This is a genomic window from Ensifer sp. KUDG1, assembly GCF_050434285.1.
Lineage (GTDB): Bacteria > Pseudomonadota > Alphaproteobacteria > Rhizobiales > Rhizobiaceae > Ensifer.
This window is the reverse complement of the sequence record NZ_JBNDIG010000006.1, coordinates 271,194-286,211: the sequence shown is the minus strand read 5'-3', so window position 1 is coordinate 286,211 and position 15,018 is coordinate 271,194. Positions and strand designations below refer to the sequence as shown.

Genomic DNA, 15,018 nt, shown 5'->3' with positions numbered 1-15,018 from the left:
GGCATGCAACTTCAGCGCCCGCCGGACGGGCGTTGCCCGCTGGCTTGCCGGCGAAGAAGCCTTCGCGATCGCGCCTGTGTCCGTCAGGTCAGATGAAGAAAATCTGAGAGTTCGCGAGCGGCAGCGCCTCCCGCCCGGTTCGCACCGATGGTGGAAGCCGACGGACCGTAGCCGACGAGATGGATCCGAGGGTCTTTTGCCACCTGTGTCGCCAGCCGACCGGTCATCAGGATACCGCCATCGGTATTGCGCAATTGAAGCGGCGCCAGGTGATCGAGCGCGCTTCTGAAGCCGGTGCTCCAGAGAATGACGTCGACGGCCAGTTCACGTCCATCCGGCCAGCGCACGCCCTGTTCGGTCATTTCGGCAAACATCGGCTGGCGCTCGAGCGCGCCGCGTGCGCGTGCGGCCATGATCGCCGGTGTCACCGGAATGCCCGTCACCGAAACCACGGAACCCGGCGGCAGGCCCCGGCGGACCCGATCCTCGACCATCGCTACTGCGGCGCGTCCGACCTCCGGCGTAAACGGCTCATTGCGGAAGGCCGGCTCCTCCCGCGTTACCCAGGTGGTCGATGTCACCTGCGATATTTCATCGAGCAGCTGGATTGCGGAGATGCCGCCGCCGACGACCAGCACATGCTGCCCGGCGAACTGTCCCGCCGACTGATAATCCTTCGTGTGCAACTGGCGCCCCTTGTAGCGCTCCGCGCCCGGATAGGGCGGGATATAGGGGGCCTCCCAGGTGCCGGTCGCGTTGATGATGCCGCGGGCGGCATAGGCGCCGTCGTCCGTCTCCACCCTGAAGCGCTCGCCGCGATCGCACACGACCTTGACGGCCACCGGCCTGCGGACCGGCAGATCGAACGCCTTCTCGTAGGCGCCGTAATATTGCGGCACGGCGACGGCCGCGTGGACCTCGCCCTTGCTGGTATCGACCGCTTCGGAAAATTTCATGCCGGGGAGATCATGAATTCCGTTGACCGTGTTCAAGGTCAGCGATGGCCAGCGAAACTGCCAGGCACCGCCCGGCTGCGGCGACCGGTCGATGACGACATATTGCCTGTGAGGCTCCAGCCCGAGCCGGCTCAGATGATAGGCCGAAGACAGTCCCGCCTGCCCGGCACCGATGACGACGACGTCGATCTTGCGGGCCACACGCGCATGCGTTTCGACGTCCACGGACGGAGCGGCATCTGTCATGGCGCGGCCCGAAGCCGGAGTTTGTCTACCCTTGCCAGATCATCCACCGCGGCAGTCCTAAGCGATCGCCGCCGCGAAGATCGCAGCAAGTTTTTCGATGCCGTTCTGGTCGTCACGGTCGAAGCGCGCGGGCTCCGGGCTGTCGAGATCGATGACGCCGATCACCCGGCCGTCACGCCGCACCGGAACCACGAGTTCCGAGCGCGAGGCCGCGTCGCAGGCGATGTGCCCCGGAAAGGCATGGACGTCTTCCACAAGGATCGAGCGGTCTTCCTTGACGGCCGTGCCGCAGACCCCGCGGCCGACGGCGATGCGCACACAGGCAGGCTTGCCCTGGAACGGTCCAAGCACGAGTTCTTGGTCGGTTTCGAGGAAATAGAACCCCGCCCAATTGAGGCTGGGCATGGCCTGGAACATCAGCGCCGACGTATTGGCCGCGTTGGCGATCAGGTTGGGCTCGCCGTGAAGCAGCGATTCGAGCTGTTGGGCCAGCTCCGCGTAGAAAGCACGCTTGTCGCCTGTGTCGATTGCGGCCGCCTGAAACATGATTCCATCCACTTCCCTGTTCGTATCGGTCCGCAATGTAGTGTCGCGTCCGTTCCATTGCCAATGGCGCTCTGCCAACGGCAGAGAGACCATTGTCTCAAGGCTGCTGCGAAGCGGCGACCTGCCTTTTCAGGCAGTCGATCATTGCCTGCGCGGCCAGCGACAGCGGAACGCCAGCCGCAGTGGCAACGCCGAAGTCCTGGGTGAGGTGTGGCGAAAACGGGCGGATCTCGATCGGCAGGTGCCGGTGCAGATTGGCAAAGAAGCTGCTGATGATCGCGACCCCAAGGCCGTAGGCCGCGTAGGCGCAGGCCGAGCTGTTGCTGTGGGTCTCGATCTTGACCTTCTGCGGCACGCCGGCCTTGCGGAAGATCTCGTCGAGCATGACCCGCGTCGGCCGGCGGCGGCCGATCAGGATCAAGGGCACGCCCCGCAATTCCCTAGGCGTCACGGTTTCGTGCTGCGAAAGCGCATGCCCCTTTTCCATGACGCAGACGCTGAGGCCGGTTGCGACCGGCTGCATTTCGAGACCGGCGCTCAGCTGCCCCTCATAGCGCAGGAAGCCGAAATCGATGATGCGCTGCTCGACGAGGCGGGCGATCGCGACGGTCGTGTCGAAGAAAGTCTCGACGCGCACGCCGGGAAAATCCTTGGCATAGTCGGCGAGCATCGCCGGGGCAAAGGTCTCGGACATGCTGTTCGGCAGGCCGATGCGCACGACCTCAGGCCCGACCGCGCCGCTGCGCAGGTCCTGCGCCAGATTGGTGAAACGGTCGATGCCGAGCAAGATATGCTCCGCGTCCTCGGCGAGCTTCATCGCCTCGGGCGTGGCAATCAGCCGGCCCTTGTCGCGGGCAAATAGCGTCAGCGACAGTTCTTCCTCGAGCTGCTGCAACAGGCGGCTGACGCCGGACTGGCTGAGCCCCATGGTCTTTGCGGCCGCGATCGTCGATCCGGTCGCCAACAGCGTGCGCAACACTTCCAATTGTCGAAAATTCACGCCCGCCCCCGGTCCGCTCGAACATCCGCTTGCTCTCCCCTCCGTGTTTACGGGAAGGCGATGCTTCAAGGAAGGGGTGGGCAAGCTGCGGGAAAATCCGTGCCGGATACCCGCCGGGAACGAGGAGCGCGCGCACGCGCTCCTCAGAGGTCACCGGTCTTACGCGCTGGCATGGACCGGATGGTTGAAGCGGTCGGCGAAGATCTCGATCGAGCCGCGGCCGAAGCTGCGCAGCTGCCGCCGCGTCAGCACCGACATGACACGCGCCGCCGTCGAGACGGTCATGGCGTCGAGCGGCCCCTCACCGCTCCACGGCTTGTTCAGCCGGTCCGTCACGATGCCGATGAGGTTTGCCGGCATGATGTCGGTGCAAGGTTTCATCCAGTCGAAGACCTCGCTGATGGGAATGCGCTTGCCTTCGAACGCAACGATGGGCTCGGGCATGTTGGCGCCCCAGTCATCATAGGCCTCCAGAGCATCACGAAACAGGTTCTGCAGCGTGATGGAGGCGTGCCCTTCATGGAGAGCAGGCAGGAAATTCGTCATTTGTGTCTCCTTCAGTGGTTAAGGCCGGGAAACGCGAATGGCCAATTCTGTCAGCATGTATTTGTGTTCGTGCCGGGTGGCCGATACTCTGGGGCCACGCGACGGGTCAAACTGCAGGCGATGAGGCAATGCACAAATCGGGCGATGGTTCCCTGAGCCGCAGTCAATTTTGGCGGGAAATCGGTGAGCATACACGCCGCCGACCGTCACCAGGGTCCTCTTCCCCGGCCTTCCCCCGAATCGATTTTACCCATCCCGACCCGAAGGTAAACACCAAGTCGCCATCAAGGCCGAAACGAAATACTCCAATCGATAATTTCTATAGAATATACTATCTTACCCGATCAGGCCAGATAATTCACTGATATGCACCTCAATCGACAGGGAGCAGTCACATGGGAACGATCTCGCGGCTTTCCGAGAAAACAAGAGCCCCGGCGCACCGGATCGAAAGCGAAGAGGAAGCGCTGTCGATCGCGCGTGCGCTAGCGGCGGAATATGCAGGGAGCGCCAACGAGCGGGATACCGATCGCATTCTGCCCTTCGACGAGCTCGATTCGCTCGCCCAATCCGGCCTGCTGGCGATCACCGTGCCGCCGGAATATGACGGCATAGACGTCTCCAATGCCGTTCTTGCCGAAGTCACCGCCATTCTTTCGGAAGCGGACTCCTCGATCGGCCAGATCCCACAGAACCATTTCTACATTCTCGAGGCGCTGCGCACCGACGGCACCGAGGAGCAGAAGGCCTTTTTCTTCGGCCGGGCGCTTGCCGGCGACCGCTTCGGCAACGCCCTTTCCGAGCGCGGCACGAAAACCGTCGGCGACTATGAGACCCGGCTTTCGCCCGACGGCCCCGGCTTCCGCCTGAACGGGCGCAAATATTATTCGACCGGCGTGCTCTTTGCCGAATGGATCGTCGTCTTCGCCCTCGATCCGAACGACAAGCTGACCATGGCCTTCGTGCCCCGTGGCGCCGAAGGCTTGCAGATCATCGACGACTGGGACAGCTTCGGCCAGCGCACGACCGGTAGCGGCACGACCGTGCTGCAGAATGTCTATGTGGCGGCCGATGCGGTGGTGCGCCATCACCGCGGCTTCGAGCGACCGACGACGATCGGTTCCGTCGGCCAGATCATCCATGCCGGCATCGACCTCGGCATTGCCCGCGCGGCCTTTGCGGAGACCCTGGACTTCGTGCGCAATCATGCCCGCCCCTGGATGGACAGCGGCGTCGAACGGGCGACCGACGATCCGCTGACGATCGCCCGCATCGGCCAGTTGGCCATCCGTCTGGAGGCAGCAACGGCAACGGTCGAGCGTGCCGGCAAGAAGGTCGACGTCGCCCAGATCAACGGCACCGAGGAAAGCGTGGTCGAAGCGACGCTCGCCGTTGCCGCGGCAAAGGTCCTGACGACCGAAATCGCCCTGGAAGCGAGCAACACGCTCTTCGAACTCGCCGGCACCGCATCGACGAAGATCGGCCTCAACCTCGACCGCCACTGGCGAAACGCCCGCACCCATACGCTGCACGATCCGGTGCGCTGGAAACACCACGTCGTCGGCAACTACCACCTGAACGGCATCAAGCCGCCGAAGAACGGCGCACTCTGAGCCCATCGACCGCGCGCGATCGGCCCGAGGCGTGACCGACGCTTCGGGCAACGCCCAACCTTGCCCGAGGAGAGACCCATGAGCTGCGAAATCCGGCTGAATGCCTTTGACATGAATTGCGTCGGCCACCAGTCGCCGGGGCTCTGGACCCACCCGCGCGACCAGTCCTGGCGCTACAAGGATCTCGACTACTGGGTGCATCTGGCAAAGACGCTCGAGCGCGGCAAGTTCGACGGCCTGTTCATCGCCGACGTGCTCGGCGTCTATGACGTGCTGAACGGCAATACGGATGCGGCCCTTCGCCATTCGGCCCAGGTGCCGGTCAACGACCCGTTGCAACTGGTGCCGACCATGGCCTATGAGACCCAGCATCTCGGCTTCGGGCTGACGGCCTCGCTCTCGTTCGAGCACCCCTATACCTTCGCGCGCCGCATCTCGACGCTCGACCATCTGACGAAGGGGCGCGTCGGCTGGAACATCGTCACCTCCTATCTCAACAGCGGCGCACTCAACATCGGCCAGGCGCAGCAGGCGCGCCACGACGACCGTTACGATCTCGCCGAAGAGTATCTGGAGGTCTGCTACAAGCTCTGGGAGGGAAGCTGGGAGGACGCAGCCGTCGTGCGCGACCGGGCAAGCGGCATCTTCACCCATCCGGAAAAAGTGCACCCGATCAACCATCACGGCCGCCACTTCACCGTTCCCGGGATTCACCTCAGCGAACCGTCGCCGCAGCGCACGCCCGTGCTCTACCAGGCCGGTTCTTCGAGCCGCGGCAAGGATTTTGCCGGGGCGCATGCCGAGTGCATCTTCGTCGCCGCGCCATCCAAAACCGTATTGAAACGCTATGTCGCCAATGTCCGCGAGGCGGCAGCGCGCGCCGGCCGCAACCCGCGCGAAATCCTTGCCTTCAATCTGCAGACGGTGATCCTCGGCGAAACCGATGCGGAGGCGAAGAAGAAGTTCGACGAGTACCGCAGCCACGTCTCCTACGAGGGAGCCTTGGCGCTGATCTCCGGCTGGACCGGCATCGATTTCGGCCAGTTCGGCCCGGACGAACCGCTGCGCCACCGTTACACCAACGCGGTACAATCGGCCGTCGAGACCTTTACGACCATCGATCCGGACCGGGTGTGGACCGTGCGCGAAATGGCCGACTGGGTGGGCATCGGCGGCTTCGGCCCGGTGTTCGTCGGCTCGCCCTCGACAGTCGCCGATCTGCTTCAGGAATGGGTCGAGGACACCGATGTCGACGGCTTCAACCTCGCCTATGCCGTCACGCCCGGGACCTTCGAGGACGCCGTCGACCTGCTGGTGCCGGAGCTGCAACGGCGCGGCGTCTACAAGACCGGCTACCGCGAAGGCACGCTGCGAGAAAAGCTCTTCGGCGCCGGTCCAAGGCTTGCGGCGCCGCATCCGGGCGCCGGCTATCGCGACCTCGCCGGCCAGAGGCAGGCCGTCGCAGCCTCCGCTTGATCGAAGACATCACGGAAACGCCGCCGGAACTTCTGTTCAGGCGGCGTTTTTTTTTGCACAAGTACCCTGTGCGTCAGGTTCAGCTGTAGAGGCTGACCAGCGGGATCCGCCCGTTGAGCGCAAAGTCGCCGACCTCGCGCGCCTTGTAGGCGACCGGATCGTGCAGCGTGTGGGTGCGAACGTTGCGCCAGTAGCGATCGAAGCGATAGTGGCCGGCCGTCGCCCGCGCGCCCATCAATTCGAACACCCTTGCGGTCACGTCGAGCGCCACGTGGGTCGAATGCACCTTGGCCGCATAGGCCTCGATCGCCGCCGCACCCCGCGCCTCCGCCGTCACCGAACTGCCCTGCGACAAGGCCGCTTCCACCGCCGTAGCGGCCGCGTCGGCGAGCGCCACAGACGCCTTCAGGTTCGTCTGGAGTTCGCCGATCGCCTCGAGGATATAGGGGTCGTCGCCAGCGCGTTCGACGCCCGATGTCACCCAGGGACGCGTCGTGCTGCGGACATAGTCGAGCGCTGCTGCCAGCGCCCCCTCGGCCGTGCCGAGATAGAAATTGACGAAGACCAGCTGGATCAGCGGCGTGTTGAAGGTCGCCAGCACCGCTGGCGGGTCGGACGGATCGGCAAGCGGCAGGATGAAGTCTCGCCCATAGACCGGAAAGTCGCGGAACTCGACGCTGCCACTGTCCGACAGGCGCTGGCCGATATTGTCCCAGTCGTCGTTGGCGATGTAGCCGGGACGGTCGGTGGGCACGACGAAGTTGGCGATCTTGCCGTCGAGCACCGCATTGACGTTGATGCGGTCGGAGACATGGGCGCCGGTCGAAAACGTCTTGCGGCCATTCAAGACGTAGTGCGCGCCGCGCCGCTCCAGCGTCAGCCCGGGGTCGCGCGGGTTGACGGCGGCCCCCCAGTAGAGCTGCCGCTCCACGGTTTCGGCGCCCAGCACCCAGGCCTGCCGGGGGTCGGCGGCCGCCCAGTAGACGTATTGGCTGTTGACGTAGTGGTAGCCCAGCAATTGCCCGATCGAGCTTTCGCCGCGCGCGACGATGCGCACCAGCCGCAAGCCGTCGATCCAGTTCAAGCCCGCCCCGCCGATCTCCGGCGAATGCAGCGCCGTCAACAGACCGGCTTGGCGGAGCGCCTCGATCTCCTCGCGCGGCGGCGCGCCCACCCGGTCGAGTTCGGCGCCCCGCCGGGCAAGATCCTGTGACAACGCCTCGGCGCGGGCCAATAGCTCCCGTCGCCTTTCGTCGTGCTCGGCGCTCGCCGGCGCCGGTTCTCTCAGGAAGTGTACGTTGCTCATCCGCCTCTCCTTGGTTGAGGCGTAATAATGAACTTATTCTATAGACAATGACAGCAAATGGATTCCGACTTGGGCAGGAGGCCGAGAAAGTCCTACCGCCCAGCCGGCGCGCGCCGTCAACGTATTAGACCGCCTACCTCAGGCGCGGCTCCGCGAAATGCGATAGACGCTGGCAGGCGGCAGGTTGAGCGGCACCCAGCGCCGGAACGAAGCCTTGAGGCCAAGCTCGTCCAGAACGCGGGGAGAGATCGGGCATCGCGGCCCATAGGTAAACTGGAACAGGCTTCCGTCCTCGGCAAGGTGATGGAAGACCGACGAAAGGATCGCCCGCACGGTCTGCGCCGGCATGGACAGAAGCGGCAGGCCGCTGATCGCCGCGCCGACCGACTTCACCGAAGGCAGCGCCAGGTTCTGGGCGTCGCCCTCGATCAGCGTCGCACTCGGGAACCGCTCCCGCAACAGCGTCGCAAAAGCCGGATTGCGCTCCACGAGGATGAGATTGTCCTCGTAGACGCCATTGCGCAGCAGTGCCCGCGTGAAGGCTCCGGTGCCGGGCCCAAGTTCGAGCACATTGCCGCAGAGCGGGCCGATCTCGGTGGTCATGGCGACCGCGAGCCGCCTGCTTGAAGGTGCGATCGCCGCGACCTCAAGCGGTCTTGCCGCCCAGGATCTGAGGAAGAGCAGGAAATCCGATGCCGTTTTCTGTTTGGTCAAGATGAGCCTCCGTTTTGCAACGGCGGCTGGTATCGCGCCTTGTCGGATGCCGCGCATTAACCCGGGTTAAGCTTGGGCGGTGGCCTCGGCCCGCACGCGCTTGGCGATGCGACTGAGGCCGACCGGGGTAATGCCGAGATAACCGGCGAGGTCCTTCTGCGGCACGCGCGCGACCACCTCCGGTTCCTCGACAAGCAGCGCGCGATAACGTTCCGCGGGATCAAGCGTCAGGAACTGGCGTTCGCGGCGCTCCTTGCGCTCAGCCAGCATCATCAGCGCGCTTCGGATCATCCGTGACCAGCCGAGATCGGCATCGGCCAGTGCCTGCAGCGTCACGAACGGAATTCTCTCGAGGCGCCCACCTTCGACCGCGACCGCCGAGAAACTCGCCCGCCCGGCGGGCACCAAGGCCGAGAGGCTGGCAAAGAACCGACCTTCGATGGCGAAGGACTTGATCCATTCCTCGCCATCGGCACGCAGATAGGTGAGCTTCACCAGGCCTCTTTCGATCACGTAGACATAGGGATGCGGCTCATCCTGATGGAAGACGGTTTCGCCGGCCCTGATGCTGCGCACCTGGATCGCCTCGGCCAGCCGCTCCGCCTGCGCCAACGGGTGCCCGGCGATGCGCTCGAATAGCGAAATCGCAGCGCCCTGTCCGCGCTTAACCTCGGTTAATGCCATCCCCGTCCCCCCGTTGCAGATTCGACAGCGCAACAACGGGAAATAGATCACATGGCACGCTACGTCGTCACCGGGGCAAGCTCGGGAATCGGCCGGGAGATCGCACTGCAACTGGCTGCGGGCGGGCACGATGTCGTCGCGCTTGGCCGCGACCGGGAGCGGCTGGAGGACTTGGCCCTGCGAAACCGGAGGATCGAAACGCGGGTGGTGGATCTCCGCGATCGGGCCGCGACCATCGCCTGCGGCAGCGCGCTGGCGGGAGGTCCGATCGACGGTCTCATCAACAACGCGGCTATCCAGCACAATGTCCGTTTCGATGACCCCTACTACGACGTCGAGCACATCGCCGACGAGGTCGATACCAATCTGCTTGCGCCGATGTTGCTGTCGCGGCTGCTTCTGCCGAAGACGCCCGGACGCCCCTTCGTTATCGTCAATGTCGGCTCAGCGCTCGCCTGCCATCCAAAGACGACGTCTGCGGTTTACAGCGCGACCAAGGCGGGGCTGCGCATGTTCTCGGACGCGCTCTCCGTCCAGCACCAGGCCGGCGCGGTCAGGGTGGTCGATGTGGTGCTGCCGCTTGTCGATACCCCGATGACCTCGGGGCGGGGGAAGGGAAAGATCAGCGCGGCCTATGCGGCAAAGGAAATCCTGCGCGCACTCGAACCGGGCGCCACCCGCATCCATGTCGGCAAGGCGCGGCTCCTGCGCCTGCTCGAAATCATAGCGCCACCAGCGGCCGCCGCGATCATCAGGAAGCTCTGACGCCGCGATCGTTCGGTCGCATCTCGCGATCGCAGGTGCAGCCGACCAGGTCAGCCGGCTTCCGCGTCCCGCAAGGCGACGATCTCGGAGGCGTTGTCGTTGGCGGCGAACTGCTCCAGAGTCATATTGTCGAGGATCGAGGCGATCGCGTCGCGAACGTTGCTCATCGACTTGCGCACATGACAGTTGACCGGATCGGCACAGTCGTCGCAAGCCTCGAATGCGGTGCGGCTGGCGCAGCGGATCGGCGCCAGGGGGCCGTCGAGCGTGCGGATGACCTGGCCGATGCGAATGTCGGAGGCCGGCCGTGAGAGCGAATAGCCGCCGCCCGGGCCCTTCTTCGAGCGCAGGATGCCGGCATTGCGCAATTCGAGCAGGATCGCATCCAGGAACTTCTTCGGAATGTTGTTCCGCGTGGCGATCTCGGTGATGAAGGCGGTCTCTCCGGGCTCCAGTTGAGCCAGGTCGACAAGGGCCTTGAGCCCGTATTTTCCTTTTTTGGTCAACATGTCACTTCACTTTCCTGAACAAGGAAAGCCGCCACAAGTCCGCGTTCCGCGGCATTCACCGGGGGAAACGGGTTGTGACGGCCGCACTCTTTCGCTTAGGATGTCCTACACCCAAACTGCACCATTCTCAATAAAATACGTCAGTTACTGCATAGATTTAGTGATTTTAGAAGGCGCTTTTATGGCAGGGGAGAATTTCACTCCCTTGAGCCGGCGGTTTTGCCGCAAAAACCTGCAGTCGCTTGCCTCAAGCGCCACGAAATCCAGCGTCGGAGCGCCGCAGGCGCCGCTGTTCAGGATGCGATCACACCGTGAGGTGTCTCCGCGCCTCTGGCGTGTCCAGCGTTTCGGGTGCGCCCTCGTGGACCACAGCGCCCCGGTCCAGGATGTAGACGTGGTCGGCGAGTTCGCGGCAGAAATCGAGATATTGCTCGACCAAGAGGATCGCCATGCCGGTCGAATCCCTGAGGTAGCGGATCGCCCGGCCGATATCCTTGATGATCGAGGGCTGGATGCCCTCCGTCGGTTCGTCGAGCACCAGGATCTTCGGCCGCGTCACCAGCGCCCGGCCGATCGCCAGTTGCTGCTGCTGCCCGCCCGAGAGATCTCCACCGCGCCGGCCGAGCATAGAACGCAGCACAGGGAACAGGTTGAAGACGTCCTCGGGTATCGAGCGGTCGCCGCGCTTCAGTGGTGCGTAACCGGTCTCCAGGTTTTCCTTGACCGTCAGCAGCGGAAAGATCTCACGCCCCTGGGGGACGTAGCCGATGCCTTCTTTTGCCCGCCGATAGGGCGCCATGCCGGCGAGTGCTGCGCCGTTGAAGCCGATCGCGCCGGCGCTGACCGGATGCTGGCCGGTGATCGCTCTCAGCAGGCTCGACTTGCCGACGCCGTTGCGCCCGAGCACGCAGGTGATCTTGCCCATCTCGGCCGTGATCGACACGTTTCGCAGCGCCTGCGCGGCGCCGTAATGTAGATTGACGTTTTCGACGCTGAGCATGGCGCGCCCTCCTTGACGATTTTCGGTGTGGGCCATCACCGGCCAAGATAGTTCTCGATCACTTTCGGATCGCTGCTGACGAAATCGATCGAGCCTTCCGCCAGCACCGCCCCTTCGGCAAGGCAGGTGACCTTGACCCCGAGTTCACGGATGAAGCCCATGTCGTGCTCGACCACGACAACGGACCGGGTCTTGGCGATCTCCTTCAACAGGACGGCCGTTTCCGCGGTTTCGGCGTCCGTCATGCCGGCGACCGGTTCGTCGACCAGCAACAGCTCCGGCTCCTGCGCAAGCAGCATGCCGATCTCCAGCCATTGCTTCTGGCCGTGCGAAAGATTGGCGGCGAGATCGCCCCGACGCGAAGAGAGGCGGATGGTGACAAGGATCTCCTCGATCCGCGCCTTGTCCTCGGCCGTCACCCGATAGAACAGCGTCGAAAACACGCCGCGCTGGCGGTTCAGCGCAAGTTCGAGGTTGTCCCACACCGTGTGGCTTTCAAACACCGTCGGCTTCTGGAACTTGCGGCCGATGCCGAGCGAGGCGATCTCCGCCTCGTCCTTCTTCGTCAGGTCGATCTCGCCCTTGAAGAACACCTGTCCCTCGTCCGGCCGGGTCTTGCCGGTGATGATATCCATCATCGTCGTCTTGCCGGCGCCATTCGGGCCGATGATCGCCCGGAGTTCGCCGGGCTCGATAACGAAAGACAGCGCATTCAACGCCTTGAAACCGTCGAAGGAGACGGAGACGCCGTCGAGATAGAGAAGGCTGGTCGGCTTGGTCTGCCCGATTGTCTGGTTCATGATGTTACTCCGCCGCCATGGGTTCAACGGCCAGATTGTCCGGCTTTTCAGCCGCCCGCGCCTTGCGCGCTGCACGCCGGCGGACGAAATAGGCGCTGGCCGTTCCGACGACGCCCTTCGGCAGGAACAGGGTGACGAGCACGAAGAGGCCGCCGAGTGCAAAAAGCCAGAATTCCGGGAATGCCGCGGTGAAGATGCTCTTGCCGCCGTTGACGAGGATGGCGCCGACGATCGGGCCGATCAGCGTGCCGCGCCCGCCGACCGCCGTCCAGATCACCACTTCGATCGAATTGCCGGGCTCGAACTCGCCGGGATTGATGATACCGACCTGCGGCACATAGAGCGCGCCGGCAATACCCGCCATCATCGCCGAGACGGTGAAGGCGAAAAGCTTGATGTGTTCGACCCGGTAGCCGAGGAAGCGCGTCCGGCTTTCCGCGTCGCGGACTGCGACGAGCACCTTGCCGTATTTGGAGCGCACGATCGCCGACGTCAGAATCAGGCAGAGCGCCAGCATCAGCGCCGAGGCCGCGAACAAGGCGGCGCGGGTGCCGTTGGCCTGGATGTTGAAGCCGAGGATGTCCTTGAAGTCGGTCAGGCCGTTGTTGCCGCCGAAGCCCATGTCGTTGCGGAAGAAGGCAAGCAGCAGCGCATAGGTCATCGCCTGGGTGATGATCGAGAGATAGACGCCGTTGACGCGCGAGCGGAAGGCGAACCAGCCGAAGACGAAGGCAAGCAGCCCCGGCACCAGAACCACCATGAGGGCGGCGAACCAGAACATGTCGAAGCCGTGCCAGAACCACGGCAGCTCCTTCCAGTTGAGGAAGACCATGAAATCCGGCAGCAGTGGATTGCCGTAGGAGCCGCGCGCGCCGATCTGGCGCATCAGATACATGCCCATGGCATAGCCGCCGAGCGCGAAGAAGGCCGCATGCCCAAGAGAAAGGATGCCGCAGAAACCCCAGACGAGATCGAGCGCCAGCGCCAGCAGCGCATAGGTCAGATACTTGCCGAACAGCGAGACCAGATAGGTCGGCACATGCAGCGGATGGTCGGGCGCGGTCAAGAGATTGAGCGCCGGGACAAGCATGGCGAGGCCGACAAGGATCGCCACGACCGCAAGGATGCTGCGATCTGCTGATTTCATCAGAAACGAGGTGATCATGCTTCCACCGCCCTTCCCTTGAGTGCGAAGAGCCCGCGCGGTTTCTTCTGGATGAAGAGGATGATCAGCACCAGGACGAGGATCTTGCCGAGCACGGCGCCAGCATAGGGCTCGAGGAACTTGTTGAGGATGCCGAGCGAGAAGGCGCCGACGAGCGTGCCCCAGAGATTGCCGACACCACCGAAGACGACAACCATGAAGCTGTCGATGATGTAGCCCTGTCCGAGATTGGGCGAGACGTTGTCTATCTGCGAGAGCGCGACGCCAGCCATGCCGGCAATGCCGGAGCCGAGCGCGAAGGTCAGGGCATCGACGAGCGGCGTGCGGATACCCATGGAGGACGCCATGCGCCGGTTCTGGGTCACGGCCCGCATCCGAAGCCCCATCGGCGTCTTCTTCAGCAGGAACAGGAGGGCCGCGAAGACCGCCAGCGCGAAGACGATGATCCAGAGGCGGTTCCAGGTGATCGTCAGCCCGCCGAGATCAAACGCGCCGGACATCCAGGAGGGATTGCCGACCTCGCGGTTGGTCGGCCCGAAGAGCGAACGCACCGACTGCTGCAGGATGAGCGAGATGCCCCAGGTGGCGAGCAGCGTCTCGAGCGGGCGGCCATAGAGAAAGCGGATGACGCCGCGCTCGATTGCAAGGCCCACCGCGCCGGTCACGAGAAAGGCGAGCGGCAGCGCGATCGCCAGCGACCAGTCGAAGAGGCCGGGATAGGCGTTGCGTATGACCTCCTGCACCAGGAAGGTCGTGTAGGCGCCGAGCATGACCATCTCACCATGGGCCATGTTGATGATCCCCATGACGCCGAAGGTGATGGCAAGGCCGATTGCCGCCAGCAAAAGGACGGAGCCGAGCGACAGCCCGTACCAGACGTTCTGGCCGGCGCTCCAGAACGCCTGGGTCTGCTCGATCCGGGCGATCGCCGCCTCGATATCGGGTTTGAGGGAAACATCGGCAGTCGCGAGAGCAGAGGTCAGGACGGCAAGCCCGCTCCGCCCGTTGCCTTCGGCAAGCAGCGCGATCGCCTGCCGCTTCTGATCGTCGGGGCGATCCGAGACGAGCAGCGTCACCGCGCGGGCCTCGTCGAGAACCTGGCGCACGGTCCCGTCCTTTTCGGCTGCGATCGCCGTTTCGATTGACTCGAGCGCATCGGCATTCGGCGCCTGCAGCATGGATTGCGCCGCCTTCAGCCGCGCGCCGGTGTCGTCGCTGAAGAGCGTAAGGCCTCCGAGCGCGCTGCGAACGGCACGACGCACGGCGTTGTTGACCTTCACCTTCTGCATCGCCGCCTTCGGTGCAGTTCCGGCCTCGGCAGTGGTCACGGGATCGACGAGCAACAGGTCTGCGCCCTGCGCCTTGACGAGGAAGACCTTGCCGTCGGACTTGCGCTGGTAAAGCTCGCCCTCGCCCAGGGCCTCAAGCACCGGAATGACCTTCGCGTCGCCGGTCTTGGCCAGCGCCGCTATTAAGTCGTCCATGTCGGAAAGTTTCGCGCTGCCCAGATGGTCGATCAGCGGGCCGAGGTCTTCGGCTGCGCGGGCACCGACCACATGGGCCGATATCACCAGGCACAGCGCAACAAACAGGATCTGCAGAATTCGGTACATGGCCCCCTCGTCCGGGTCCGGTCATGCGGCGCATGCACAAACCCGTCATAGCCCCAGGCAGGCTCCCTTCGCTCGTGCG

At 64.1% G+C, this 15,018-nt stretch carries 15 protein-coding genes; 3 read left to right on the top strand and 12 right to left on the bottom strand.

Annotated features, from left to right (window positions below; all coding sequences use genetic code 11):
* Window positions 1–83: 83 nt before the first annotated feature.
* From M2267_RS17575 to M2267_RS17560, 4 genes are all read right to left on the bottom strand, one after another.
* Window positions 84–1,202 carry an FAD-dependent oxidoreductase gene (locus tag M2267_RS17575; protein ID WP_429115821.1) on the bottom strand — a complete coding sequence of 373 codons (1,119 nt, stop codon included), beginning with the start codon at window positions 1,200–1,202 and terminating at the stop codon, window positions 84–86.
* A gap of 57 nt (window positions 1,203–1,259) precedes the next feature.
* The gene (locus M2267_RS17570; RefSeq protein ID WP_429115819.1) at window positions 1,260–1,748 is read right to left on the bottom strand and encodes a GAF domain-containing protein; all 489 of its coding nucleotides are present in this window, start codon (window positions 1,746–1,748) and stop codon (window positions 1,260–1,262) included.
* A 97-nt stretch (window positions 1,749–1,845) separates the two neighbouring features.
* The gene (locus M2267_RS17565) at window positions 1,846–2,748 is read right to left on the bottom strand and encodes a LysR family transcriptional regulator (protein ID WP_429115817.1); all 903 of its coding nucleotides are present in this window, start codon (window positions 2,746–2,748) and stop codon (window positions 1,846–1,848) included.
* 159 nt (window positions 2,749–2,907) lie between these two features.
* On the bottom strand, window positions 2,908–3,294 hold the full coding sequence (locus M2267_RS17560) for a hypothetical protein (protein WP_043617543.1): 387 nt from the start codon (window positions 3,292–3,294) through the stop codon (window positions 2,908–2,910).
* 395 nt (window positions 3,295–3,689) lie between these two features.
* On the opposite strand from M2267_RS17560, the gene M2267_RS17555 reads away from it, so the two are divergent.
* On the top strand, window positions 3,690–4,907 hold the full coding sequence (locus tag M2267_RS17555) for an SfnB family sulfur acquisition oxidoreductase (protein ID WP_429115815.1): 1,218 nt from the start codon (window positions 3,690–3,692) through the stop codon (window positions 4,905–4,907).
* Window positions 4,908–4,985: 78 nt separating this feature from the next.
* Complete coding sequence (locus M2267_RS17550) at window positions 4,986–6,383, top strand: LLM class flavin-dependent oxidoreductase (RefSeq protein WP_429115813.1); 1,398 nt, start codon at window positions 4,986–4,988, stop codon at window positions 6,381–6,383.
* A 79-nt stretch (window positions 6,384–6,462) separates the two neighbouring features.
* On the opposite strand, the gene M2267_RS17545 is transcribed toward M2267_RS17550, so the two are convergent.
* The 3 genes from M2267_RS17545 to M2267_RS17535 form a co-directional block, all read right to left on the bottom strand.
* A complete protein-coding gene (locus tag M2267_RS17545) occupies window positions 6,463–7,689 on the bottom strand; it encodes an acyl-CoA dehydrogenase family protein (RefSeq protein WP_429115812.1) in 1,227 nt (408 codons plus the stop codon).
* A gap of 138 nt (window positions 7,690–7,827) precedes the next feature.
* Window positions 7,828–8,403: a class I SAM-dependent methyltransferase gene (locus M2267_RS17540; RefSeq protein WP_429115810.1), complete on the bottom strand. Its 576-nt coding sequence runs from the start codon at window positions 8,401–8,403 to the stop codon at window positions 7,828–7,830.
* A 66-nt stretch (window positions 8,404–8,469) separates the two neighbouring features.
* Window positions 8,470–9,087, bottom strand: coding sequence for a Crp/Fnr family transcriptional regulator (locus M2267_RS17535; protein ID WP_429115808.1), 618 nt, complete (start codon window positions 9,085–9,087; stop codon window positions 8,470–8,472).
* A gap of 51 nt (window positions 9,088–9,138) precedes the next feature.
* Here M2267_RS17535 and M2267_RS17530 point away from each other — a divergent pair, with 51 nt between their 5' ends.
* Complete coding sequence (locus M2267_RS17530; RefSeq protein WP_429115806.1) at window positions 9,139–9,852, top strand: SDR family NAD(P)-dependent oxidoreductase; 714 nt, start codon at window positions 9,139–9,141, stop codon at window positions 9,850–9,852.
* Between the two features lie 50 nt (window positions 9,853–9,902).
* Here M2267_RS17530 and M2267_RS17525 read toward each other — a convergent pair whose 3' ends face one another.
* The 5 genes from M2267_RS17525 to urtB form a co-directional block, all read right to left on the bottom strand.
* Window positions 9,903–10,361, bottom strand: coding sequence for an RrF2 family transcriptional regulator (locus M2267_RS17525; protein WP_029742909.1), 459 nt, complete (start codon window positions 10,359–10,361; stop codon window positions 9,903–9,905).
* Between the two features lie 304 nt (window positions 10,362–10,665).
* A complete protein-coding gene (gene urtE, locus M2267_RS17520; protein ID WP_043617532.1) occupies window positions 10,666–11,361 on the bottom strand; it encodes an urea ABC transporter ATP-binding subunit UrtE in 696 nt (231 codons plus the stop codon).
* A gap of 35 nt (window positions 11,362–11,396) precedes the next feature.
* A complete protein-coding gene (urtD, locus tag M2267_RS17515) occupies window positions 11,397–12,161 on the bottom strand; it encodes an urea ABC transporter ATP-binding protein UrtD (RefSeq protein ID WP_429115803.1) in 765 nt (254 codons plus the stop codon).
* Window positions 12,162–12,165: 4 nt separating this feature from the next.
* Window positions 12,166–13,326, bottom strand: coding sequence for an urea ABC transporter permease subunit UrtC (urtC, locus tag M2267_RS17510; RefSeq protein ID WP_429115801.1), 1,161 nt, complete (start codon window positions 13,324–13,326; stop codon window positions 12,166–12,168).
* Complete coding sequence (gene urtB / locus M2267_RS17505; protein ID WP_429115799.1) at window positions 13,323–14,939, bottom strand: urea ABC transporter permease subunit UrtB; 1,617 nt, start codon at window positions 14,937–14,939, stop codon at window positions 13,323–13,325. The genes urtC and urtB overlap by 4 nt, the downstream gene beginning before the upstream one ends.
* Between the last annotated feature and the right edge of the window lie 79 nt (window positions 14,940–15,018).

Coding starts and splice junctions, on each gene's coding strand:
- urtD (WP_429115803.1), bottom strand. CDS start 12,161: ATGAACCAGACAATCGGGCAGACCAAGCCGACCAGCCTTCTCTATCTC.
- M2267_RS17525 (WP_029742909.1), bottom strand. CDS start 10,361: ATGTTGACCAAAAAAGGAAAATACGGGCTCAAGGCCCTTGTCGACCTG.
- M2267_RS17555 (WP_429115815.1), top strand. CDS start 3,690: ATGGGAACGATCTCGCGGCTTTCCGAGAAAACAAGAGCCCCGGCGCAC.
- M2267_RS17550 (WP_429115813.1), top strand. CDS start 4,986: ATGAGCTGCGAAATCCGGCTGAATGCCTTTGACATGAATTGCGTCGGC.
- M2267_RS17560 (WP_043617543.1), bottom strand. CDS start 3,294: ATGACGAATTTCCTGCCTGCTCTCCATGAAGGGCACGCCTCCATCACG.
- M2267_RS17570 (WP_429115819.1), bottom strand. CDS start 1,748: ATGTTTCAGGCGGCCGCAATCGACACAGGCGACAAGCGTGCTTTCTAC.
- urtE (WP_043617532.1), bottom strand. CDS start 11,361: ATGCTCAGCGTCGAAAACGTCAATCTACATTACGGCGCCGCGCAGGCG.
- M2267_RS17545 (WP_429115812.1), bottom strand. CDS start 7,689: ATGAGCAACGTACACTTCCTGAGAGAACCGGCGCCGGCGAGCGCCGAG.
- M2267_RS17535 (WP_429115808.1), bottom strand. CDS start 9,087: ATGGCATTAACCGAGGTTAAGCGCGGACAGGGCGCTGCGATTTCGCTA.
- urtC (WP_429115801.1), bottom strand. CDS start 13,326: ATGATCACCTCGTTTCTGATGAAATCAGCAGATCGCAGCATCCTTGCG.
- M2267_RS17575 (WP_429115821.1), bottom strand. CDS start 1,202: ATGACAGATGCCGCTCCGTCCGTGGACGTCGAAACGCATGCGCGTGTG.
- M2267_RS17530 (WP_429115806.1), top strand. CDS start 9,139: ATGGCACGCTACGTCGTCACCGGGGCAAGCTCGGGAATCGGCCGGGAG.
- urtB (WP_429115799.1), bottom strand. CDS start 14,939: ATGTACCGAATTCTGCAGATCCTGTTTGTTGCGCTGTGCCTGGTGATA.